At 61.4% G+C, this 21,020-nt stretch carries 23 protein-coding genes and 2 tRNA genes; 19 read left to right on the plus strand and 6 right to left on the minus strand.

Going from position 1 to position 21,020, the window contains the following annotated elements:
• Positions 1 to 25: 25 nt before the first annotated feature.
• The 10 genes from BN2476_RS08335 (at position 26) to BN2476_RS08385 (ending at position 8,548) form a co-directional block, all read left to right on the plus strand.
• Positions 26 to 102 (plus strand) — tRNA-Val (locus BN2476_RS08335).
• Between the two features lie 273 nt (positions 103 to 375).
• Positions 376 to 2,283 (plus strand): threonine--tRNA ligase, encoded by a 1,908-nt coding sequence (gene thrS, locus BN2476_RS08345; protein ID WP_087733675.1) that lies wholly within the window; start codon positions 376 to 378, stop codon positions 2,281 to 2,283.
• A 49-nt stretch (positions 2,284 to 2,332) separates the two neighbouring features.
• Positions 2,333 to 2,857, plus strand: coding sequence for a translation initiation factor IF-3 (gene infC / locus BN2476_RS08350; RefSeq protein ID WP_081767593.1), 525 nt, complete (start codon positions 2,333 to 2,335; stop codon positions 2,855 to 2,857).
• A 265-nt stretch (positions 2,858 to 3,122) separates the two neighbouring features.
• On the plus strand, positions 3,123 to 3,320 hold the full coding sequence (rpmI, locus tag BN2476_RS08355) for a 50S ribosomal protein L35 (RefSeq protein WP_004191477.1): 198 nt from the start codon (positions 3,123 to 3,125) through the stop codon (positions 3,318 to 3,320).
• Positions 3,321 to 3,350: 30 nt separating this feature from the next.
• A complete protein-coding gene (gene rplT, locus BN2476_RS08360; protein ID WP_004192938.1) occupies positions 3,351 to 3,710 on the plus strand; it encodes a 50S ribosomal protein L20 in 360 nt (119 codons plus the stop codon).
• Between the two features lie 159 nt (positions 3,711 to 3,869).
• Complete coding sequence (gene pheS, locus BN2476_RS08365) at positions 3,870 to 4,883, plus strand: phenylalanine--tRNA ligase subunit alpha (protein ID WP_162497861.1); 1,014 nt, start codon at positions 3,870 to 3,872, stop codon at positions 4,881 to 4,883.
• Positions 4,884 to 5,049: 166 nt separating this feature from the next.
• On the plus strand, positions 5,050 to 7,482 hold the full coding sequence (gene pheT / locus BN2476_RS08370) for a phenylalanine--tRNA ligase subunit beta (protein ID WP_087733677.1): 2,433 nt from the start codon (positions 5,050 to 5,052) through the stop codon (positions 7,480 to 7,482).
• A 54-nt stretch (positions 7,483 to 7,536) separates the two neighbouring features.
• Complete coding sequence (locus tag BN2476_RS08375; protein WP_087733678.1) at positions 7,537 to 7,947, plus strand: integration host factor subunit alpha; 411 nt, start codon at positions 7,537 to 7,539, stop codon at positions 7,945 to 7,947.
• 56 nt (positions 7,948 to 8,003) lie between these two features.
• A complete protein-coding gene (locus BN2476_RS08380; RefSeq protein WP_087733679.1) occupies positions 8,004 to 8,402 on the plus strand; it encodes a MerR family transcriptional regulator in 399 nt (132 codons plus the stop codon).
• Positions 8,403 to 8,471: 69 nt separating this feature from the next.
• Positions 8,472 to 8,548: transfer RNA gene (locus tag BN2476_RS08385), tRNA-Pro, on the plus strand.
• Positions 8,549 to 8,874: 326 nt separating this feature from the next.
• On the opposite strand, the gene BN2476_RS48055 is transcribed toward BN2476_RS08385, so the two are convergent.
• The 3 genes from BN2476_RS48055 to BN2476_RS08400 form a co-directional block, all read right to left on the minus strand.
• Positions 8,875 to 9,201, minus strand: coding sequence for a hypothetical protein (locus BN2476_RS48055; RefSeq protein ID WP_235850758.1), 327 nt, complete (start codon positions 9,199 to 9,201; stop codon positions 8,875 to 8,877).
• 193 nt (positions 9,202 to 9,394) lie between these two features.
• The gene (locus tag BN2476_RS08395; RefSeq protein ID WP_328590281.1) at positions 9,395 to 9,652 is read right to left on the minus strand and encodes a DUF4224 domain-containing protein; all 258 of its coding nucleotides are present in this window, start codon (positions 9,650 to 9,652) and stop codon (positions 9,395 to 9,397) included.
• A gap of 35 nt (positions 9,653 to 9,687) precedes the next feature.
• Positions 9,688 to 10,176, minus strand: a complete 489-nt coding sequence (locus BN2476_RS08400; protein ID WP_143810920.1) for a DUF1643 domain-containing protein — start codon at positions 10,174 to 10,176, stop codon at positions 9,688 to 9,690.
• Between the two features lie 32 nt (positions 10,177 to 10,208).
• On the opposite strand from BN2476_RS08400, the gene BN2476_RS08405 reads away from it, so the two are divergent.
• Complete coding sequence (locus BN2476_RS08405) at positions 10,209 to 10,451, plus strand: hypothetical protein (protein ID WP_087733681.1); 243 nt, start codon at positions 10,209 to 10,211, stop codon at positions 10,449 to 10,451.
• A 2-nt stretch (positions 10,452 to 10,453) separates the two neighbouring features.
• On the opposite strand, the gene BN2476_RS08410 is transcribed toward BN2476_RS08405, so the two are convergent.
• A complete protein-coding gene (locus tag BN2476_RS08410) occupies positions 10,454 to 11,131 on the minus strand; it encodes an ASCH domain-containing protein (protein WP_087733682.1) in 678 nt (225 codons plus the stop codon).
• Between the two features lie 35 nt (positions 11,132 to 11,166).
• Between BN2476_RS08410 and BN2476_RS08415 the strand changes: the two genes are divergently transcribed.
• From BN2476_RS08415 to BN2476_RS08425, 3 genes are all read left to right on the plus strand, one after another.
• Positions 11,167 to 11,388, plus strand: a complete 222-nt coding sequence (locus BN2476_RS08415) for a hypothetical protein (protein WP_143810921.1) — start codon at positions 11,167 to 11,169, stop codon at positions 11,386 to 11,388.
• Between the two features lie 258 nt (positions 11,389 to 11,646).
• The gene (locus BN2476_RS08420; protein ID WP_087733684.1) at positions 11,647 to 11,865 is read left to right on the plus strand and encodes a hypothetical protein; all 219 of its coding nucleotides are present in this window, start codon (positions 11,647 to 11,649) and stop codon (positions 11,863 to 11,865) included.
• A gap of 42 nt (positions 11,866 to 11,907) precedes the next feature.
• Positions 11,908 to 12,153, plus strand: a complete 246-nt coding sequence (locus BN2476_RS08425; protein ID WP_143810922.1) for a hypothetical protein — start codon at positions 11,908 to 11,910, stop codon at positions 12,151 to 12,153.
• A 93-nt stretch (positions 12,154 to 12,246) separates the two neighbouring features.
• On the opposite strand, the gene BN2476_RS08430 is transcribed toward BN2476_RS08425, so the two are convergent.
• Positions 12,247 to 13,059, minus strand: a complete 813-nt coding sequence (locus tag BN2476_RS08430; RefSeq protein ID WP_160111686.1) for a hypothetical protein — start codon at positions 13,057 to 13,059, stop codon at positions 12,247 to 12,249.
• Between the two features lie 239 nt (positions 13,060 to 13,298).
• Here BN2476_RS08430 and BN2476_RS08435 point away from each other — a divergent pair, with 239 nt between their 5' ends.
• The gene (locus tag BN2476_RS08435) at positions 13,299 to 13,637 is read left to right on the plus strand and encodes a hypothetical protein (RefSeq protein WP_087733687.1); all 339 of its coding nucleotides are present in this window, start codon (positions 13,299 to 13,301) and stop codon (positions 13,635 to 13,637) included.
• Positions 13,638 to 13,677: 40 nt separating this feature from the next.
• Here BN2476_RS08435 and BN2476_RS08440 read toward each other — a convergent pair whose 3' ends face one another.
• A complete protein-coding gene (locus BN2476_RS08440; RefSeq protein ID WP_087733688.1) occupies positions 13,678 to 15,651 on the minus strand; it encodes an APC family permease in 1,974 nt (657 codons plus the stop codon).
• 567 nt (positions 15,652 to 16,218) lie between these two features.
• Between BN2476_RS08440 and BN2476_RS08445 the strand changes: the two genes are divergently transcribed.
• The 4 genes from BN2476_RS08445 to kdpC all read left to right on the plus strand — a co-directional run bounded on the left by BN2476_RS08445 (position 16,219) and on the right by kdpC (position 20,947).
• Positions 16,219 to 16,314 (plus strand): potassium-transporting ATPase subunit F, encoded by a 96-nt coding sequence (locus BN2476_RS08445; protein WP_087733689.1) that lies wholly within the window; start codon positions 16,219 to 16,221, stop codon positions 16,312 to 16,314.
• Positions 16,311 to 18,119 (plus strand): potassium-transporting ATPase subunit KdpA, encoded by a 1,809-nt coding sequence (gene kdpA, locus BN2476_RS08450; protein ID WP_087733690.1) that lies wholly within the window; start codon positions 16,311 to 16,313, stop codon positions 18,117 to 18,119. The genes BN2476_RS08445 and kdpA overlap by 4 nt, the downstream gene beginning before the upstream one ends.
• Positions 18,120 to 18,132: 13 nt before the next feature.
• The gene (gene kdpB / locus BN2476_RS08455) at positions 18,133 to 20,280 is read left to right on the plus strand and encodes a potassium-transporting ATPase subunit KdpB (RefSeq protein WP_087733691.1); all 2,148 of its coding nucleotides are present in this window, start codon (positions 18,133 to 18,135) and stop codon (positions 20,278 to 20,280) included.
• Positions 20,281 to 20,365: 85 nt separating this feature from the next.
• Positions 20,366 to 20,947: a potassium-transporting ATPase subunit KdpC gene (kdpC, locus tag BN2476_RS08460; protein ID WP_087733692.1), complete on the plus strand. Its 582-nt coding sequence runs from the start codon at positions 20,366 to 20,368 to the stop codon at positions 20,945 to 20,947.
• Positions 20,948 to 21,020: the final 73 nt, after the last annotated feature.

The raw sequence follows: 21,020 nt of genomic DNA on the forward strand, positions 1-21,020 counted from the left end.
GTGCTCCATATAATCTCCTTTTTCTAGGCTCGTAGCTCAGCTGGTTAGAGCACCACCTTGACATGGTGGGGGTCGTTGGTTCGAGTCCAATCGAGCCTACCAACGAATCTGAAACTTCGGTTTGCCGAGGTTTCGCAAACGCAAGTAGCAATGAGCGCTTCGGCGTAAAGGGCGAATCAGGCGAACATGGTTATGACACCGCGAACGTTGACCGGAACCGTTTCGGAGCGACGCTAGTCGAGGACCACTTTCGCCCTTGTTGTTTGCGGTAGTTTGCAGAAATGTGAATGCGGCCCCTCGAAAGCGGGGCCGCATTTTTTTTGTCTTTAGCGCTTGTTGCATGTGCCGCCGCCTGCCGGCATTACGGAGAACGCAATGGTTTCGATACGACTGCCCGATGGTTCCGTTCGACAGTACGAGCACCCCGTGACTGTCGCCGAAGTGGCTGCATCGATTGGCCCCGGTCTCGCGAAGGCTGCGCTCGGCGGCAAGATCGACGGCGAACTGGTCGATACGTCCGCGCTGATCGACCAGGACGTGTCGCTCGCGATTGTCACGGACAAGGACGCAGACGGTCTCGACATTATTCGCCATTCGACGGCGCACCTGCTCGCTTACGCGGTGAAGGATCTCTTCCCGGAAGCGCAAGTGACGATCGGGCCGGTGATCGACAACGGCTTCTACTACGACTTTTCGTACAACCGTCCCTTCACGCCCGAAGATCTCGAGAAGATCGAAAAGCGCATGCAGGAACTGGCAAAGAAAGACGAGCCCGTGTCGCGCCGCGTCGTGTCGCGCGATCAGGCCGTCGAGTACTTCAAGAGCATCGGCGAAAAGTACAAGGCGGAGATCATCGAATCGATTCCCGCCAGCGATGAAATCAAGCTGTACGCGCACGGCGGCTTCACGGATCTGTGCCGCGGCCCGCACGTGCCGTCGACGGGCAAGCTGAAGGTCTTCAAGCTGATGAAGGTCGCGGGCGCGTACTGGCGCGGCGACTCGAAGAACGAGCAGTTGCAGCGTATCTACGGCACGGCCTGGACGAAGAAGGAAGACCAGGACGCGTATCTGCACATGCTCGAAGAGGCGGAAAAGCGCGATCACCGCAAGCTCGGCAAGCAACTGGACCTGTTCCACATGCAGGACGAGTCGCCGGGCATGGTGTTCTGGCATCCGCGCGGCTGGACGCTGTGGCAGCAGGTCGAGCAGTACATGCGCCGTCGCGTGAACGAGGCGGGCTATCTCGAGATCAAGACGCCGATGATCATGGACCGCTCGCTGTGGGAAGCGTCGGGTCACTGGCAGAACTATCGTGAAAACATGTTCACGACGGAGTCGGAAAAGCGCGACTACGCGATCAAGCCGATGAACTGCCCGGGCCACGTTCAGGTGTTCAATCACGGCTTGCGCTCGTATCGCGATTTGCCGCTGCGCTATGCGGAGTTCGGTTCGTGCCATCGCAACGAATCGTCGGGCGCGCTGCATGGTCTGATGCGCGTGCGCGGATTCGTCCAGGACGATGCGCACATCTTCTGCACCGAGGACCAGTTCATCAGCGAATCGATCGCGTTCAACACGCTGGCGATGAGCGTCTATAAGGATTTCGGTTTCGACAATGTCGAGATCAAGCTGTCGCTGCGCCCCGACGCGCGCGCGGGCACAGATGAAATCTGGGATCGCGCCGAGCAGGGTCTGCGCGACGCGCTGACCGCGTGCGGCGTGAGCTGGGAAGAATTGCCGGGCGAGGGCGCGTTCTACGGTCCGAAGGTCGAATATCACATCAAGGACGCGCTCGGCCGCTCGTGGCAGTGCGGCACGCTGCAGCTCGACATGGTGTTGCCGGAGCGTCTGGGCGCCGAGTACGTGGCAGAAGACAACAGCCGCCGCCGGCCGATCATGCTCCATCGGGCAATCGTCGGATCAATGGAGCGCTTCCTCGGCATTCTGATCGAGCACCATGCTGGTGCAATGCCTGTGTGGCTGGCGCCGATGCAGGTCGTCGTGATGAATATCGCCGAAAGTCAGGCGGAATACGCCCAATCTCTGGCTCAATCGTTGCAAAAACAAGGGGTTAGAGTGGAGGCCGATTTGCGCAATGAGAAGATTAGCTATAAAATACGCGAGCACACGCTTGAAAAGGTGCCCTATTTGCTGGTCGTCGGCGACAAGGAGCGTGATGCACAAACGGTAGCCGTGCGTGCCCGTGGCGGCGTCGATCTGGGCGTGATGTCCGTCGATGCCTTCAGCGAGCGTCTGCGTCAGGACGTACAGACGTTCAACTAAACCACCTGGCAGCGCGGCTCGTTTTTTTAATCTTTAGAGGAAACGTAACATCGCTACTGATAAGTCGTCGCATCGCATCAACGGTGAAATCACTGCGCCCGAAGTGCGTCTGGTCGGAGTCGACAACGAACCGCTCGGCATCGTAAAACTCGCTGAAGCTTTCCGCTTGTCGGAACAGCAGGATGTGGATCTGGTCGAAATCGCGCCGCAAGCGGTTCCGCCTGTCTGCCGCCTGATGGACTACGGCAAGTTCAAGTACCAGGAAGCAAAGAAGCAGCACGAGGCCAAGCTCAAGCAGAAGGTCATCCAGGTCAAGGAAGTCAAATTCCGGCCCGGTACGGATGACGGTGACTACAACGTCAAGCTGCGTAACCTTGTCCGCTTCCTCGAAGATGGCGACAAGACGAAAATCACGTTGCGTTTCCGTGGCCGTGAAATGGCTCACCAGGAAATCGGCATGCGCATGCTCGAGCGTCTGCGCACCGATCTGGATGAAGTCGGTCAGGTCGAGCAAATGCCCAAGATGGAAGGCCGCCAGATGATCATGGTGCTGGCGCCGAAGAAAAAGAAGTAAGCAGACGTCTGCCGCTCCTTGATGTGCGGCGCGTTTGTTGGAACTAGTCGGAATGTTTGAAGTCGCGCGTCGTGGTGATGCGGCGTGTGCGAAGCGGATTTCGGAAAGTCGACCGCATTTCGTTGTACAGCGGGCGTTTTTCCCGAAAAGCAGCGGCCAATGATTCAGGCTTGCTGCATACCAAGTGGAGTGGGTTTCGAAGGGCGGGTGAGGGCTTTCTGAGCCGACCGCACACCCATGTCCATCAAATAATGGAGTAGTTGTCATGCCGAAGATGAAGACCAAGAAGAGCGCTGCAAAGCGCTTCGTGGTTCGTCCGGGCGGTACCGTCAAGCGCGGTCAAGCCTTCAAGCGCCACATTCTTACCAAGAAGACCACCAAGAACAAGCGTCACCTGCGCGGCGCCACGGCAGTTCACGATTCCGATCTGAACTCCGTACGCGCGATGCTGCCGTTCGCCTAACCCCTTAACCGACACTCATAGGAGCGAAACATGCCTCGAGTCAAACGTGGGGTTACCGCACGGGCCCGCCACAAGAAGATCATCAACCTGGCCAAGGGTTACCGCGGCCGCCGCAATAACGTCTATCGCATCGCCAAGCAGGCGGTCATGCGCGCAGGCCAGTACGCCTACCGCGATCGCCGCAACAAGAAGCGTGTGTTCCGCGCACTGTGGATCACGCGTATCAACGCGGCGGTGCGTCAGCACGACATGACGTACAGCGTGTTCATCAACGGCCTGAAGAAGGCGTCGATCGAACTCGACCGCAAGGTGCTGGCCGACATGGCTGTGTTCGACAAGGCTGCTTTTGCTGCGATCGTCAAGCAGGTGAAAGCCGCCGTTGCAGCCTGAGTGCGCTGTTAGCATCTAGTACTGCGTGGTTCGTTGCAGCGAACAGTCCGGTAGTCTCGGTGACGCTGCAACAAAAACGGGGCTCCTCACCGAGCCCCTTTTTTGTTGGTCGAGCCAGTTTTACTTCGATTGAATACTGACGTTGAAAAGATGGGATCAATGGATCTGGACCAGATTGTCGCCGACGCGCAAAGCGCCTTTGAACAAGCCTCCGACGTCACCACGCTCGAAAACGAGAAGGCCCGCTTTCTCGGCAAGTCGGGTGCACTGACGGAACTGTTGAAGGGGCTGGGCAAGCTCGATCCCGAAGCGCGCAAGACGGAAGGCGCGCGGATCAACATCGCCAAGCAACAGGTCGAAGCCGCGCTGACGGCGCGCCGTCAGGCGCTGGCCGACGCGCTGCTGAACCAGCGTCTCGCCGCTGAAGCCATCGACGTCACGCTGCCCGGCCGCGGCATGGGCACGGGCAGCCTGCACCCCGTGATGCACACGTGGGAGCGCGTCGAGCAGATTTTCCGCACGATTGGCTTCGATGTCGCCGACGGCCCGGAAATAGAAACCGACTGGTACAACTTCACGTCGCTGAACAGCCCGGAGAACCATCCGGCGCGTTCGATGCAAGATACCTTCTACGTCGACGGCAAGGACGCCGAAGGCCGTCCTCTGCTGCTGCGCACGCATACCAGCCCTATGCAGGTCCGCTACGCGCGCACCAACACGCCGCCCATCAAGGTGATCGTGCCGGGCCGCACGTACCGCGTCGATAGCGACGCGACGCACTCGCCGATGTTCAATCAGGTGGAAGGCCTGTGGATCGACGAGAACATCAGCTTCGCGGACCTGAAGGGCGTCTACACCGATTTCCTCAAGAAATTCTTCGAGCGCGACGATATTCTCGTGCGCTTCCGCCCTTCATATTTCCCGTTCACCGAGCCGTCCGCCGAGATTGACATGATGTTCGAGCAGGGCAAGAACGCTGGCAAGTGGCTCGAAATCTCGGGCTCAGGCCAGGTTCACCCGACGGTGATCCGCAACATGGGCCTCGACCCGGAGCGTTATATCGGCTTTGCGTTTGGCAGCGGCCTCGAGCGTCTGACCATGTTGCGCTATGGCGTTCAGGACCTGCGTCTGTTCTTTGAAAACGATCTGCGTTTCCTGCGCCAGTTCGCCTGACGCAGCGAGAGCCCGAGCGCGAAGGTCATCAGGCTCAAGCTTTAAGCACGCTACGAGAGCGGCCCGGCGTCCAGCATCATGACCGCCCCGCCGCAAACAGCGCTTCCGGCCCGGTGCCGACGTATCGGCCGGATGCGGACACAACCTGTTTAGAACGTACAGAACCATGCAATTCCCGGAATCCTGGCTCAGAACCTTTGTCGATCCGCAACTGACGACGGAAGCTTTGTCACACGCCCTGACGATGGCCGGTCTCGAAGTCGAAGACCTGCGCCCCGCTGCGCCGCCGACGTCGAAAATCGTGGTGGGCCGCGTGCTCGAAGTCGTCAAGCACCCGGACGCCGACAAGCTCAACGTGTGTCAGGTCGACGCCGGCACGGGCGCGACGCTGAACATCGTGTGCGGCGCGCCGAACGTGGCGCCCGGCATCAAGGTGCCCGTTGCGCTGGTGGGCGCGCAGTTGCCGCCCGCGGAAGAGGGCGGCGCGCCGTTCGCAATCAAGCTGTCGAAGCTGCGTGGCGTGCAGAGCGAGGGCATGTTGTGCTCGGCGCGTGAACTGAAGCTGTCGGACGATCATAGCGGCCTGTTGATCCTGCCGGAAGATACGCCGATTGGCCAGGATATCCGCGAAACGCTGAATCTCGACGACACCGTCTTCGAAATCAAGCTGACGCCGAACAAGGCCGATTGCCTGTCGGTGTTCGGCGTCGCACGCGAGACGGCTGCCATCACGGGCGCGCCGCTGCGTCCGCTGGACATCAAGCCCGTCGAAGTGAAGCTGAGCGAAACGCTGCCCGTGAAGATCTCGGCGCCGGATTTGTGCGGCCGTTTCTCCGGGCGCGTGATTCGCGGCGTCAATGCGCGCACGAAGTCGCCGGCGTGGATGGTCGAGCGCCTCGAACGTTCCGGTCAACGAAGCATCTCCGCACTGGTCGACATCTCGAACTATGTGATGCTGGAACTCGGTCGTCCGTCGCATGTGTTCGATCTGGACAAGATCCACGGCAGCATGGACGTGCGCTGGGGCAAGCGCGGCGAGTCGCTCAAGCTGCTGAACGGCAACACGGTAGAAGTGGACGAGACGGTCGGCGTGATCGCCGACGACCACCATCTCGAAAGCCTCGCGGGCATCATGGGCGGCGACAGCACGGCCGTCACGCTCGATACCACGAACATCTATCTCGAAGCGGCATTCTGGTGGCCCGATAGCATTCGCGGCCGCTCGCGCCGGTACAACTTCTCGACGGACGCGGGCCATCGCTTCGAACGCGGCGTCGATTACTCGACGACCGTCGAGCATATCGAGCGCATCACGCAACTGATCCTCGATATCTGCGGCGGCGAGGCCGGTCCCGTCGACGATCAGATCGTCAATGTGCCGAAGCGCGAGCCCGTCAAGCTGCGGGTCGCGCGCGCGAACCGCATCATCGGCGTTGCGATCGGCGCGGATGAGATCGCGCAAATCTTCACGCGCCTCGGCCTGCCGTTCGAGCGTGAAGGCGACGACTTCCTCGTGACGCCTCCGCCGTATCGCTTTGATATCGAAATCGAAGAAGACCTGATCGAAGAGGTCGCGCGCATCTACGGCTTCGAGAAGATTCCGGCGCACCCGCCCGTCGCGCGCAGCGAAATGCGCCGCACGAACGAGACGCAGCGTTCGATCCATGCGCTGCGTCATGAGCTGGCCGCGCGCGACTACGCCGAAACGGTGAACTTCAGCTTCGTCGATGCTGAATGGGAACAGGATTTCGCCGGTAACGACAACCCGGTGCGTCTGCTGAATCCGATCGCGAGCCAGTTGTCGGTGATGCGCACGACGCTGTTCGGCAGCCTGATCAACGTGCTGCGCCATAACCTGAACCGTCGCGCGGATCGTATCCGTGTGTTCGAAGCGGGCCGCGTGTTCCTGCAGGACCCGGCCATCAAGGCCGGCGAACTCGCTGTCGAAGGCTTCGCGCAGCCGACGATGATCGGCGCGCTGGCGTACGGTCCTGTCGTCGAAGAGCAGTGGGGCGCGGCGACGCGTGCCGTCGATTTCTTCGATGTGAAGGGCGATCTCGAAGCGCTGCTCGCGCCTGCCGATGCGCGCTTCGTGAAGGCGGAGCATCCGGCGCTGCATCCGGGACGCAGCGCGCGTGTCGAACTCGATGGTCGGGCGATTGGCTGGATCGGTGAACTGCATCCGCGCTGGATGCAGAAGTACGATCTGCCGCATGCGCCGATTCTGTTCGAAGTCGACGCGCAAGCGCTGATGCAACGCGTGCTGCCGAGTCCGGCGGAAGTATCGAAATTTCCGCCGGTACGGCGCGATATCGCGATCGTTGTGGACCAGAAAATCGAGGTCCAGGCGCTCTTCGACGAGATGCAAAAGGCGTTGTCAGAAGACGCATGCAAGACCATTCAAAGGGTTGCGCTTTTCGATGAATTTCGTGCAAAATCAAATACTTCCGGCGGGCTGGCGGCGCACGAGAAAAGCCTTGCGTTCCGTGTAACCTTGCAAGATACTGGTGGGACCCTTCAGGATGAAACGGTCGATTTGGCCATTCAGACTTTGGTGGATCGTCTTGCTCGAGTGTATGGCGCCCGGTTGCGCGGATAGCCGATAACGGTTGCTCCGCATGTTCCGTTGTGGTCGACGCGCCATTTGACAGATATGAATGAAATGAACTCGAGTGATTTCGAAGCCCTTCTTTCGGCGCAACGTAGCGCCATGATTCGCGATATTCCTTCATCGACCTCCAGCGCGTCGGCCGAAGCACCGACGCTCACCAAGGCTGAACTTGCCGAGCTGCTGTTCGACAATGTCGGGCTCAACAAGCGGGAAGCGAAGGACATGGTCGAAGCGTTCTTCGAGGTGATTCGCGACGCGCTGGAGAGCGGCGACAGCGTGAAGCTGTCCGGCTTCGGCAACTTCCAGTTGCGCGACAAGCCGCAGCGTCCCGGCAGAAATCCGAAAACGGGCGAGGCGATTCCTATCGCCGCGCGCCGCGTCGTGACGTTCCATGCAAGTCAAAAGCTGAAGGCGCTGGTTGAGAACGGCGCCGAAGAGAGCTTCGCGCGCTGATCGCATCGCGCGCCCCGCGCAACCACTACGACGGTTTAACCGACCGCTAACTGACGATGACAGCGACGATGGAAAAAGTCGTCTTGCCTCCGATTCCCGCGAAGCGCTACTTCACGATCGGTGAAGTCAGCGAACTATGCGGCGTGAAGCCACATGTGCTGCGATACTGGGAGCAGGAGTTCACGCAGTTGCGTCCGGTGAAGCGTCGGGGCAATCGGCGGTACTATCAGCATCATGAAGTGCTGCTGATCCGGCGAATCCGCGAGCTGTTGTACGAGCAGGGGTTCACGATCAACGGTGCGCGCAACCGGCTCGATTCGCATGGCGCCGTGCAGGGCGCAGAAGGCGAAGGCGAGGTTGTCGAAGGGACGGTTGTACAGCCGACCACTGCCACCGTCGACGTCGATCAGTTGCGCAAGGAGTTGTTGCAGGTGATCGACCTGCTCGGACATTGAAGAATTTATTGCGGTTGTCGATTGTTGCAGTTCTATTCGCGTGAAGTGTCTGTTATACTTTGATGCTTTCGGGGCGTAGCGCAGCCTGGTAGCGTACCTGCATGGGGTGCAGGTGGTCGGAGGTTCAAATCCTCTCGCCCCGACCAGACTGGAAAAGGCTCTCCGGGTTTTGCCCGGAGAGCCTTTTGTCTAACTGGAACCCGATTGTCTAACTTGGTTGCCGCGCATCACATGCGAATCTTTGCCGCTCTAGGCGAATTGAGGCAACTCGAGCGTCGCACGCCACTGCTGTTCACCGTTTTCGCCGGGTTGAAAAAGATCCCTTCTGCCGAGACGTCCTGCCAGTTCAATGCGAGTAGGTGGCTGATGCGCTGTGCCGTCTGGTAAGCCAGATCGATCAGGCAAACGATCACAGGCCCTGAATCCGTTGGCTTGCCGTCTCGCCCAATTAGTGCAGCCGCGCGGATGGCGGTCAACTCGTCGTCGGTAATATAGCGATCGCGTTTTTTTCCACGGCTCCGCCGATCTCCGATGCCGGATTAGTGTCGCGCAAGCCCTTGCGCACCGCATGCGCAAATAACAACGAAAACAGCGCACGATACTTATTGCTCGCATTCGGCTTCATCTCGAAGTGCTTGTCGAGAAACCGCGCAATGTGCGTCGGCTTCACGTCCGTAATGAGCCACTCGTCATCGAATTTCGACTTGATAAAAGTTACCATCCGCCGGTATTCCTCGCGCGTCGACAGCGCGTACTTGTTCAGCTTTTTGACTAGCCAGTCGTCAATCAGCGCGGGCATTGTGTCTGCGCGACGTGAGTCCGCGTCGCGCGTAAATTTCGCGAACTGCGTGTAGAGCGTCACCATTCCCTCGCTCACACGGCAGAGCTTGTGCCACTTGCGGCGAAGATCTACGAAGTACCAGGCGCCATTCTTTTCATAGACGCGCGCAGGTAAGGGGCGACGGTCTTTTCCTTCTTCCGATCATGATTAGTTAGATTGCCTTACGATCAGACTCAAGTCCCAGTTCTCGGCGCCGTGGCTGTTGTGGGGTCGCCGCCGGTACGCCATATACATGGTGTCGCCAGACTCGGACACTGCCGTCTGGTCGGCGATCGGCGGGAATGCCGGCCCGCTGGAGTGCGGAGAGCTGACGGCAGGGCTGACAATAGCCGGTGGCTTCGACAATCTCAGCCTCAGTGAGCGTCAGCGAATCCATCATATACCTCGCAGGAGTTCGACATGCGGGCATCCGTCGAGACGGCTCGCCACTCGATCAGCGGCTGATCAGAGCGCACATAGAGCGGGTGACGTGGGCGCGCCGTCCTTGGTCATGCAGAGGCACCGCAGTCGAGCGCCGGCGTCAGTTAGGATGCAGGCAACGCGCACGGCGCGATCCGGCTTGGCACGCGAACCCCACGCGCATACGACGTCGCCACATTCACGCGCGAAATTCCACAGATAGTCGTCGTTGTCCGGACCGACAGGATCGGGATGCGACCAAAGCGCGGCCGGATCGGCCGAGCGCAACGCGTATAGATTCACCACGGCGAGGCCATTGCAGTCCCAAAGCTTCGCGAAGCCTCGGCAACGACGAATCGTCGGATCGTCAAGCGTTCCGTCCGCCGTGCTCGGATTGAGCATCACGAACAGAGCCGTCGACTTCATCGGGTGCATCGATTCCGCGGGACGCGTCAGCAGGTAGCGATAGGTGTAGCAATCGCTCAGGATGCAGCCGCGCTCGCCCGCGAGGTTATTGTCGGTCAGGTATTGCATGCTAGGATTCCCGTAACGATTGGGAGTGAGCCATGGATCTGAATGGATTCACGCGATATAGGTCCTACTTTTATCGCGTCTCGGCAAGCTACAGCCCCGCAGGCGAGTGGCGTTGCACTATCGACATCCGCGAGCAACGGTCGGATGGCGTCGTCGAAGCCCTTGTGTCGCACAAGAACGTACCCGGCAGCTTCCCGTCTGAGGACTTGGCGCGCGTCGCCGCAAGCGCTTATGCCAGAGTGATCATCGATGAAGAAAAATTCAGCGAAGCGTAAGTTCACAACACCCTCCTGAACCCGACCACCCATACCCACGGGTTCGCGTCCCATGACTCGTCGCCGCTGATGTCGCGCCAGAGACGCGCGAAGCCTTGACGGTACGTCGGCGCGCCGTACGCGTTGACCGTTTCCTCATCGACGTCGAGCCACGCTGGCGCACAGCCTTCAGCTTTCGCATCGTCCTCTTTGATGTCGTGCAGGCGCTCGACGCGCACGCCCGTCACCTCGAGCGTGATGCGCGACGCCCAGCGCGGCATATCGATGGAAGGAACTGCCTTGCGGGCGAGGTGGGCGAAAGCCATCGCATCGTTAAACTCGGGACGCAGGTTCGGCATGCGCGGCACCTTCGCGCCGCCGGCCGCGTAGTGCCAGTCGACGATGATGCCGGCTTGGTCGCGGGTCGCCGCCATGCTTTCTCGCACCCACAAACGGTCGCGCGGCTGCCCATGGGGGCTGATCAGGCAATCGCCAGTGCGTGTGTGCCAGATAGCGCCTTGCTCCGGAACGATGTCTCCCGCGGCGGTTCGTCCGCCTTCTGGGCCGCCGAATTTGGTCGGTTCCCATGCGACGAGTGGGTTGTTGTGCGGCAGCTTCACGACTCGGCGCGTCTGCGTCTTTCGCCCTTCGAGAATCGCGCGCACCATCGGGCCGCTGGAGAGGATCGGTCTTTCCTTCATGCTACGATCCCTTTGAGAGTGAATGGGAGATGGTCGTGGACGATGAAATCTACGCAACCCACACGCACATCGCACGAGTTCGTGTGATGAAGACCGTTACAGGCACTTATCGGGGAATCGTTCATTTGCGAGAAGTGGGAGCCGAACCCGAATCGGACGTTCTGCACAAAACCGAAACTGATTTCCCGCACGAGGATCAGGCGCGGGACGCGGCGCGCACTCTTGCTAAGAAGTTGCTTAATGAACAAGAGTTCTGAATTGCCGCGCCGACCTTCAGAACCTCGGCAACCGCCCAAGCGGCGAAAACGGCGTCGGAGATAGCCATGTGGACTTGCCGAAACTGCAATGCGCGTTTCGCCTTCGATCAGGTCGAAGCCAAGTCCGACGAGGGCGGATTTTTTTTCATTTGTCCTGGCTGCGACTACCGGAACAAGCTGGTGAACACCGGTCCAGACGCAACGGGGCGCCCGCAACTTGTCCAGCGCGACGAGTAGTGCACCTTTTCGGAGCCGACCATGCGGTTCGACTACAAGGAGTTCCATATCGACGCGTCGCCTCTCGATGAAGGCGGTCGCTACTACGCCCGCGCGAAGATTTATCGGCGCGACCCGGCTGGCGGTGAAGCCGTAGAAGTGAAGTATTCGGGTGACCTCGGTGACTATCCCTCCGACGCGGACGCTATCGAAGCGGCGCAGCGTTGGGCGATCCAGTGGTGCAATCAGAACGGCGCTTAGGCCGCGTGCTACGATTTCTCCACAATGAATTTGGAGACTGCCATGACGGCCCTCAGCAGAAGACATGTGGTGCACGGTCATCAGATCATCGTGATGCTGATTGCGGCAAAAGCCGAAGCATCGATCATGGTTCAGCCTCCTCCCGGAAAGCAGGGAGGTCTTCTCCCGCCGAAGCACATAAGCATCGAGCCGCTTCTTAAAGGCGGCCTTTCCGAAGCTGATGCACTGGAATTCGTTGTGAAGGTCGTCTCCCTCGGAGTCGAAGGGACCGAGGTTGGCAACGGATAGGTTCATCGCAACTCCGGGAATCCATCGTGCGTGCGGCCGTCGAGCAGCTCTGCGTGACGCTCGATCATTTGTGCCGTGCTGTAGTGGCGCATGTTAGGTGGCCTCCAGTTGTGCGGCGCGCACGACGCCGCGCTCGATCCAGAACGTGTCGAAGCTCTCGGGCAAACCGGTGGGCGGCGACTTGAGGCTCATGAACACCAGCGCGGTGTCGATCCTGTCGGCATAGGCAAGGTCGTCGAGCCAGTAGAACAGGCGCTCACGCTCCTGGCCAACCAGCACGTCGGCGCGGTCGAGCACGAGAATCCGCAGACCAGCGAGGATACTGATCGCACACGCGATATGTGCGTCCGCGCGCCATTGCGCCGATTCGGAGAGCAGGGCATACGGTCGCCCCTGCGACACGATTTCCATGTCGGGCATGATCGTGACGGTCGCCCATTCGGACAGCGTGGCGAGCGCGGCCAACTCGTTGTTGATCGGGCTGAGCGCTTCGCGCAGCAGGTCGGCGGGTATGCCATCCGGCGACAGCGCTTCGGCAATCGCATCCCATGCCATCACCTCGGCGTGATGGCCGGCGGCCTTGCTGGCGGTTTGCTCCGCGGCGAGTGCTGCACGCTGCGCGTCGCGCAATTTCTCGATGGCAGCAACCAGCTCGCGGCGGCGCGTGGTGCGCTCGCTCAGGCCCGCCTGGAGGCTACCCGTGTCCGTCACGTCGCAGTCGTCGGCCGCAGCATCTTCGAGCGCGCGCAGTTGCTTCGCGGCCTGATCGGCGCGCTCGAGTTCGGTCTTCGCGTTCGCCAGCGCATTCGCCAGCACATTGAGGCTGCGCTCGTATTCGGGCAGGCTCGCGATGGCTTCCTCGTCCGGTTCGGCATCACCGGACGCCGCCCGCAACGCACGAGCCATATAGCGCAGCAACGCGCCACATTCGGGACACGTGCATTCGACGCCAGCGGGCGCCTTGCCCGCTCGGGCGCGCAGGGTTTAGCCCTTCGGTGCGAACTCGTCGTATTGGACCTGTGCGTGCTCCACGCGCTCGGCGGCGCGGGCGTAATGCGACGCCTGTTTCGACGTGAGAGACACATCCCATGCGACTGCGACCGCCAGGAAGCGCACATCGACACGCACCGCGTACCAGGGCAGTAATGAAGATCGTTGTGCTTGTCGTGCCAGTCAACCAGATTCTGACGACTACCTTCGCCTTTGTCGCGCACCAGAATCATCCAGACAGTGCACTCGGCCTGACGACCTTTTTCAGTTTTGCGTGGTGCGCGATTCTCAGCGCATGGATACGCTCCGATGCGAAGCACGCATGGCCCCACGCGCGCGACGAAGGTTTTCTGAGTTCCGCGGAAATACGCGGCGGTCGCACCGTGAGGATCCGGCAGGACTGTCCGAGGCGCCGGCTGGTCGTGCTTCACATCGAGTTCGAAGGCGGACTTGCTGCATCGACGACCGAGTTCCACGTGAGCCGCGCAGACTGACCATGAGACCTCACACGCGCGTTGCAAGATCGCAGATCTTCTATCCGACATTCATCGGTAGCAGCACCATTTGCCGGCCCTGCAAATGAAGGCGTGTCTGTATTTCGACGGGCGTCTGGTTGTGAAGCCACGCCGTCAGGAAATTGACCCGCTTGAAGATCAGCTTGCTGGCGAAGCACACGCTATTTGGAAATTCATCCATTGTGGCTTCGGCAAGCTTCATGAATTCGCCGATGGGATGCGTGCCGAAGGCGATCCGGTAATCGGCAGCGATGCCATGCCGCCGGCAATGCGCGACGTAATAGTCAAGCGATGAAGTGATCGTCTGCCGTAGTTTCTCCAGATGCTCCGCGCCTTCATAACTTTGCGCATCCACTTCGCCGACGGCGAGAAAGATGATGCTCCTGAAGTGTCCGGGAAACAGCCGGTTCACCCACAATAACGCATGCATGCTTGCGCCCCGGTGCTTGCCGACGAGCAGGATCGCGGTGGGCAAGGACGGGTCGGGTTTGGCCGGCGCCGCATCGGCATCGACTTCAGGGGCAGCACCTGCAAACAGGGCATCCTCTTTTGCGATCTGCGCGCGCGTATCGCTGTAGTGACGCTTGATGAGCACGCACAGCACGACCACGGCGCTCGTCACCAGCACGGTGAGCCATCCGCCAGCGGTGAACTTCTCGATCAGCGTGATTACGAGAACCGCGCTCGTGACGGAGAGCCCCAGCGCGGAGAATCCGAAATGGCGTACCCAATGGCTTCCGTCGCCGCGATGCTTCCACCAGTACACGCACAGGCCCAGCAGCGACAGGCTGAATGTCAGGAACACGTTGATGCTGTACAGCACGACGAGCACATCCACGTTGCCATGCGTCCAGAACAGGATCACAAGACTCGCAACGCCCATCACGATGATGCCGTTCTGGCGCACCAGTCGTGTCGACAGGTCGCGGAAATGGCGTGGCACCCACGAATCAGAGGCCATGTTCGACAGCACGGCCGGACCGTCGAGAAAGCCGGTTTGCGCGCCCACCAGCAGCAGTCCTGCTTCGAACGCAAGGACGGCCGCGAGCAGCGCATGCCGGGCGAACGACGAGCCGAGCCCGAGATGATCGATCACGCTGCCGAATACGACGGCATTGAGCGTCTGTCCTTCGACGGGTTTCGCGTGCCACAGCATGTAGAGCAGGATGATGCCGCCCGCCGTGAACGCGAGCGATGTCGCCATATAGAACATCGTGACCTTGCCGTTCGGCACGCGCGGCTCGGCAAGCATGTTCACGTTGTTCGACACCGCTTCGAGGCCGGTGTACGTGCCGCCGCCGAGCGAGAAGGCGCGCATCAGCAGCGCTGTGACGACGAGCGGACCGAGCGCGTGCGACATGCCGTTCGCCTCGCTGGTTGCGCTGGGAACGACGGAGGCCAGATTGCTGCCGTGCACGGCGACGCCGTAGACGATCAAGCCGAAATGCAGCACGACGAAGCCGAGAAATATGGGCAGCAGCACGAGGATCGATTCGCGCATGCCGCGAAAATTCAGGCCTGTCATCAGAACAATCAGGATGAACTCGGTCGCGAGCTTGAATTCCTGGGCACCGACGGGCAACAGGCTGAAGAAAGCATCGACGCCGCTCGCCAGCGATGTCGCCACCGTCAGCACGTAGTCGACGAGAAGCGCCGCGCCCGATACGAGGCCCGGACGCGGACCGAGCAGGGCGGTGGCCACTCGATAACCGCCGCCGCCTGTCGGAAACAGTTCGATCACCTGGTTGTAACCGAGCGCGATGATGAAAACCGTAGCCGCCGTGGCGATGGCGAGAAACAGCGCGAGCGCCGTGTGCTGTCCCAATGCAAGGAACGCTTCTTCCGGCCCGTAACAGGACGAGGACAACCCATCCGCGCCGAGTCCGACCCACGCCAGCAGCGGCGTGACGGCAATCGCATGACGGGTGCGGGGATCGAGTGGATCGAGCGGGCTGCCGACAATCAGCCGCCACATCTTGTTCAGGGTGGCCATAGTTTGTCCTCTCCGTTCTAGCGGTTCAATGCGGGCACGCATGCCTGCATCCGTCACGGTGGCCTCGGCGCGAGCCTCTGATTGCGCGTTTGCGCGCACCCTGGAAGACGGATCGTCAGAGGTCCGGCCGTTGTGCGGCTGTCGGTGGTGCAAATGTAGGCGAGGCCGAAATCGTGCGCCAGTCGGCCTTACCCGGGTAGGCCGACTTCGGAATGGCAACGAAAGGCTTACACATTGTTCAGTTGTGCTTTCACAAGGCGAGACTGCCCGCTCTGGCCGACAAGGAAGCTTCTGTGATTCGGGTCACGGCGGAGTGCCGACCTGATAGGCCGCGTCACGCGGCCGTTCTCAAACTGTCTTTCGTTTACGGCGTTTTTATACGGGACGCCTCGGTCTTGCTGCGGCATTTACCCAAACTGATCTACCGTTCACGCTGTCCCCATCCGTCGCGGGAGACCTTCCCATGGACGTGTTCTATCTCCTCGGAATTGCAGCTTTCTGGGCGCTGGGCGTCGCGCTGACGCTGGGTTGCGACAAACTGCGCAATCGCGCGCCGGGAGGCCGTCCATGACCGCCTGGATGATGTGGCTGGCGAGCGCCGCCACGCTGCTTCTGCTCGTCTACCTCGTGTACGCGCTGCTGCGTGCGGAGGATCTGGAATGAACGCCAACACCCTGTTCCAGTCGGCCCTCTTTATCGTCGTTCTGATCGGCCTCGCCATTCCGCTCGGACGTTATATGACGTCCGTGCTCGATGGCTCGTCCGTCGTCGTGCGCACGATAGGCCGCCCCGTCGAACATTTTCTGTGTCGCCTCGCGGGCGTCGACCCCGAAGCGGAAATGTCATGGAAGCACTATGCGCTGGCCGTGCTGTTGTTCAATGCACTCGGCGTGCTGGCCGTTTACGGTTTTCTGCGGCTCCAGCAGTGGCTGCCGGCGAACCCGCAATCGTTCGGTCCGATGACGCCCGATGGGGCGTTCAACACGGCCGTCAGCTTCGTGACCAACACGAACTGGCAGGACTATTCACCGGAGCAGACCGTCAGCTATCTCGCGCAGATGATGGGTCTCACGGTGCAGAACTTCCTGTCGGCGGCGACGGGGATCGCCGTCGTCGTTGCGCTGATCCGCGGCTTTGCGCGGCACACCACGCAGACGATCGGCAACTTCTGGGTCGACCTGACGCGCATCACCCTCTATGTGCTCGCACCGCTCGCGGTCGTGGTGTCGTTGCTGTTGATCAGCCAGGGCGCAATCCAGAACTTCAGGTCCTATCAGGACGTGCCGACGCTCCAGGTGACGACCTACCAGGTGCCGAAAACCGATGCGCAGGGCAACGCCGTAAAGGACGCAAAGGGCAATCCCGTGATGCAGGACGTCAAGGCCGACAAGCAGACGCTTGCAATGGGGCCCGCCGCATCGCAGGAAGCGATCAAGATGCTCGGCACGAATGGCGGTGGCTTCTTCAATGCGAACTCCGCGCATCCGTACGAGAACCCGACTCCGCTGTCGAACTTCATTCAGATCCTGTCGATGCTGATCATCCCCGCTGCGCTATGCATCGTGTTCGGGCGCATGGTGAGCGACGGCAGGCAGGGCTACGCCGTGCTCGCCGCGATGACGATCGCCTTCACGGTGGCCGTCGTCGGCGAGATTTCGGCCGAGCAGGCGGGCAATCCCCTCTTCACGTCGCTGCACGTCGACCAGCACGCGTCCGCGATGCAGGCGGGCGGTAACGCGGAGGGCAAGGAAGTGCGCTTCGGTATCGCGCAGTCGGGCATCTTCACGGTCGCGACGACTTCCGCGTCGTGCGGCGCGGTGGACAACACGCATGATTCGCTGACGCCGATGGGCGGCCTCGTGCCGCTGCTGCTGATGCAGCTCGGCGAAGTGATTTTCGGCGGCGTCGGCTCGGGGCTGTACGGGATGCTGGTGTTCGCGCTGCTGGCGGTGTTCGTCGCGGGGCTGATGATCGGCCGAACGCCTGAGTACGTCGGCAAGAAGATCGAATCGTTCGAGATGAAGATGGTGTCGATCGCCATCCTGCTGACACCGTTTCTGGTGCTGGTCGGCACGTCGATTGCCGTGCTCACCGATGCGGGCAAGGCAGGCATCGCGAATCCGGGCGCGCACGGATTCTCCGAGATCCTGTACGCGTTCAGTTCTGCTGCGAACAACAACGGCAGCGCATTCGCGGGCCTCACTGTGAGCACGCCGTTCTACAACTGGCTCACGGCGATCGCGATGTGGTTCGGCCGCTTCGGCTCGCTCGTCCCCGTGCTCGCCATCGCCGGGTCGCTTGCCGCGAAGAAGCGCATCGCGGTGACGGGCGGCACGCTGCCGACACACGGACCGCTCTTCGTCGTGCTGCTGCTCGGCACGCTGATGCTCGTCGGCGCGCTGACCTATGTGCCCGCGCTCGCGCTCGGTCCTGTCGTGGAACATCTGATGATGATCGCCGGTCATTGAAATCGAGGTAAGCATGACTACTGCCAAACAACCGCCTACCCATCGTCCTGACAATCTCGGCCAGGCTCGCACGGCGGCGCGTTCGATGTTCGATCCGGTGCTGGTCAAACCCGCGATCGTCGATTCTTTCCGGAAGCTGGCGCCCCGCACGCAGTTGCGCAACCCGGTGATGTTCTGCGTCTACATCGGCAGCATTCTGACGACGATCCTCTGGCTCGCCGCGCTTGCCGGCCAGGCTGAAGCGCCCGCCGGGTTCATCCTCGCGGTCGCGCTGTGGCTGTGGTTCACGGTGCTGTTCGCGAACTTCGCCGAAGCGCTCGCGGAAGGCCGCTCGAAAGCGCAGGCCGCCTCGCTGCGCAGCGCCAAGCACAACGTGATGGCCAAGAAGCTCAACGAGCCGCATCCGAAGGCGCCGATCCGCATCACGACGTCGACCGATCTGCGCAAGGACGATGTCGTGCTCGTCGAAGCGGGCGACGTCATCCCTGCTGACGGCGACGTAATCGAAGGCGTGGCTTCCGTCGACGAATCGGCGATCACGGGCGAATCCGCGCCCGTGATCCGCGAGTCGGGCGGCGATTTCTCGTCGGTGACGGGAGGCACGCGCGTGCTGTCGGACTGGATCGTCGTGCGCGTGAGCGTCAATCCGGGCGAGGCGTTTCTCGACCGCATGATCGCGATGGTCGAAGGCGCGAAGCGTCAGAAGACGCCGAACGAGATCGCGCTGACCATCCTGCTCGTCGCGCTGACACTCGTCCTGTTGTTCGCGACCGCGACGCTGCTGCCGTTCTCGATCTTCTCGGTCGAGGCGATGAAGACGGGCCATGTGGTGACGATCACGGCGCTTGTCGCCTTGCTCGTCTGCCTGATTCCGACGACGATCGGCGGCCTGTTGTCCGCGATCGGCGTCGCGGGCATGAGCCGCATGATGCAGGCGAACGTGATCGCGACGTCGGGCCGCGCCGTGGAAGCCGCCGGCGACGTCGACGTGCTGCTGCTCGACAAGACGGGCACGATCACGCTTGGCAACCGTCAAGCTTCCGCGTTCGTCCCGGGTCCGGACGTAACGGAGCACGACCTCGCCGATGCGGCCCAGCTCGCGTCGCTCGCCGACGAAACGCCGGAAGGGCGCAGCATCGTCGTGCTTGCGAAGCAACGCTTCAATATCCGCGAGCGGGACATGGGTGCGCTGCACGCCACTTTCCTCGGCTTCACGGCTCAAACGCGAATGAGCGGCGTCGACTTGCCGAACCGGGAAATCCGCAAGGGAGCATCGGACGCGGTGAAGCTGTTTGTCGAGGCGAACGGAGGCCGTTATCCCGCGGAAGTCAACAACGCGGTGACGGACATTGCACGACGCGGCAGCACGCCACTCGTCGTGGCGGAGAAACCGGGCGCACATGGGGCGACTGAAGGTCCCGCCCGTGTGCTCGGCGTGATCGAGCTGAAGGATATCGTCAAGGGCGGCATCAAGGAGCGCTTCGCCGAGCTGCGCAAGATGGGCATCAGGACCGTGATGGTGACGGGCGACAACCGGCTGACGGCGGCGGCGATTGCAGCGGAAGCGGGCGTCGACGATTTCCTCGCCGAAGCGACGCCCGAAGCCAAGCTCACGACGATCCGGTCGCATCAGGCTCAAGGACGGCTGGTGGCGATGACGGGCGACGGCACCAACGACGCGCCCGCGCTCGCGCAGGCCGATGTCGCCGTCGCGATGAACACGGGCACCCAGGCCGCGAAGGAAGCGGGCAACATGGTCGACCTCGATTCGAATCCGACCAAGCTGATCGAGATCGTCGAGATCGGCAAGCAGATGCTGATGACGCGCGGCTCGCTCACCACGTTCTCGATCGCCAACGACGTCGCGAAGTACTTTGCGATCATTCCGGCCGCGTTTGCGACGACGTATCCGCAGTTGCGCGTGCTGGACGTGATGCGCCTGACTTCTCCATCGTCGGCGATTCTTTCGGCGGTGATCTTCAACGCGCTGATCATCGTGTTCCTGATCCCGCTCGCATTGAAAGGGGTGAAGTATCGCCCGCTCGGCGCCGCTGCGCTGCTGCGCCGCAATCTGCTGATCTACGGGCTGGGCGGCATTCTGCTGCCGTTCCCGTTCATCAAGCTGATCGATCTGTTCATCAGCGCGATGGGCTGGTCATGAGCGAACCGTGTGACCTTGCCGGATGGGCATAGCGTGTTGCCTGTCCGGCCTTTTTCAACAGACATGGCTTTGAGAGTCAACGATCATGAAGAACGCATTGCGACCCGTGCTGGTGCTGTTCGTCGCGCTGACGGTGGTGACCGGCATCGTGTATCCCGTTGTCGTCACGGCGGTCAGCCAGGCGGTATTTCCGCATCAGGCGAACGGCAGCCTCATCGAGAAGGACGGCAAGACGGTCGGCTCGGAAATCATCGGACAGCAGTTCGATGCGCCATATTACTTCTGGGGGCGCCTGTCGGCCACGACGCCGAATCCATATAACGCGCAGGGCTCCGGTGGCTCGAACCTCGGCCCGACCAACCCGGCGCTCGCCGATGAAGTGAAGGGGCGCCTCGCCGCGCTTCACGATGCCGATCCGTCGAACACGGCACCCGTGCCTGTCGATCTGGCTACGTCGTCGGGTAGCGGCCTCGACCCGGATATTTCGCCGGCTGCGGCCGCGTATCAGGCCGATCGCGTCGCGAAGGCTCGCGGACTGTCCCGCGAGCAGGTGGACGGATTGATCGCGCAGAACATGTCGGGGCGGCAACTCGGCGTATTGGGCGAGCGCCGTGTGAATGTGCTGAAGCTCAACCTCGCGCTCGACCAGCTCAGGCCGATGCATTGAGGCCCTCGCAACGCGGCACGCGGCCAGGGCGCGTGCCGCTAAAACGTGATAGCCCGATGACGGGATGACCCGC

It is taken from the genome of Paraburkholderia piptadeniae, from assembly GCF_900007165.1.
Taxonomy (GTDB): domain Bacteria; phylum Pseudomonadota; class Gammaproteobacteria; order Burkholderiales; family Burkholderiaceae; genus Paraburkholderia; species Paraburkholderia piptadeniae.

Coding starts and splice junctions, on each gene's coding strand:
- BN2476_RS48055 (WP_235850758.1), bottom strand. CDS start 9,201: ATGCCCGCGCTGATTGACGACTGGCTAGTCAAAAAGCTGAACAAGTAC.
- BN2476_RS08420 (WP_087733684.1), top strand. CDS start 11,647: ATGCGGTTCGACTACAAGGAGTTCCATATCGACGCGTCGCCTCTCGAT.
- BN2476_RS08405 (WP_087733681.1), top strand. CDS start 10,209: ATGGATCTGAATGGATTCACGCGATATAGGTCCTACTTTTATCGCGTC.
- pheS (WP_162497861.1), top strand. CDS start 3,870: ATGGATCTGGACCAGATTGTCGCCGACGCGCAAAGCGCCTTTGAACAA.
- rplT (WP_004192938.1), top strand. CDS start 3,351: ATGCCTCGAGTCAAACGTGGGGTTACCGCACGGGCCCGCCACAAGAAG.
- BN2476_RS08445 (WP_087733689.1), top strand. CDS start 16,219: ATGACCGCCTGGATGATGTGGCTGGCGAGCGCCGCCACGCTGCTTCTG.
- kdpC (WP_087733692.1), top strand. CDS start 20,366: ATGAAGAACGCATTGCGACCCGTGCTGGTGCTGTTCGTCGCGCTGACG.
- BN2476_RS08435 (WP_087733687.1), top strand. CDS start 13,299: ATGAAGATCGTTGTGCTTGTCGTGCCAGTCAACCAGATTCTGACGACT.
- BN2476_RS08375 (WP_087733678.1), top strand. CDS start 7,537: ATGAATGAAATGAACTCGAGTGATTTCGAAGCCCTTCTTTCGGCGCAA.
- BN2476_RS08400 (WP_143810920.1), bottom strand. CDS start 10,176: ATGCAATACCTGACCGACAATAACCTCGCGGGCGAGCGCGGCTGCATC.
- pheT (WP_087733677.1), top strand. CDS start 5,050: ATGCAATTCCCGGAATCCTGGCTCAGAACCTTTGTCGATCCGCAACTG.
- thrS (WP_087733675.1), top strand. CDS start 376: ATGGTTTCGATACGACTGCCCGATGGTTCCGTTCGACAGTACGAGCAC.
- rpmI (WP_004191477.1), top strand. CDS start 3,123: ATGCCGAAGATGAAGACCAAGAAGAGCGCTGCAAAGCGCTTCGTGGTT.
- BN2476_RS08440 (WP_087733688.1), bottom strand. CDS start 15,651: ATGGCCACCCTGAACAAGATGTGGCGGCTGATTGTCGGCAGCCCGCTC.
- BN2476_RS08380 (WP_087733679.1), top strand. CDS start 8,004: ATGACAGCGACGATGGAAAAAGTCGTCTTGCCTCCGATTCCCGCGAAG.
- BN2476_RS08410 (WP_087733682.1), bottom strand. CDS start 11,131: ATGAAGGAAAGACCGATCCTCTCCAGCGGCCCGATGGTGCGCGCGATT.
- BN2476_RS08425 (WP_143810922.1), top strand. CDS start 11,908: ATGACGGCCCTCAGCAGAAGACATGTGGTGCACGGTCATCAGATCATC.
- kdpA (WP_087733690.1), top strand. CDS start 16,311: ATGAACGCCAACACCCTGTTCCAGTCGGCCCTCTTTATCGTCGTTCTG.
- kdpB (WP_087733691.1), top strand. CDS start 18,133: ATGACTACTGCCAAACAACCGCCTACCCATCGTCCTGACAATCTCGGC.
- BN2476_RS08430 (WP_160111686.1), bottom strand. CDS start 13,059: ATGGCTCGTGCGTTGCGGGCGGCGTCCGGTGATGCCGAACCGGACGAG.
- BN2476_RS08395 (WP_328590281.1), bottom strand. CDS start 9,652: ATGCCCGCATGTCGAACTCCTGCGAGGTATATGATGGATTCGCTGACG.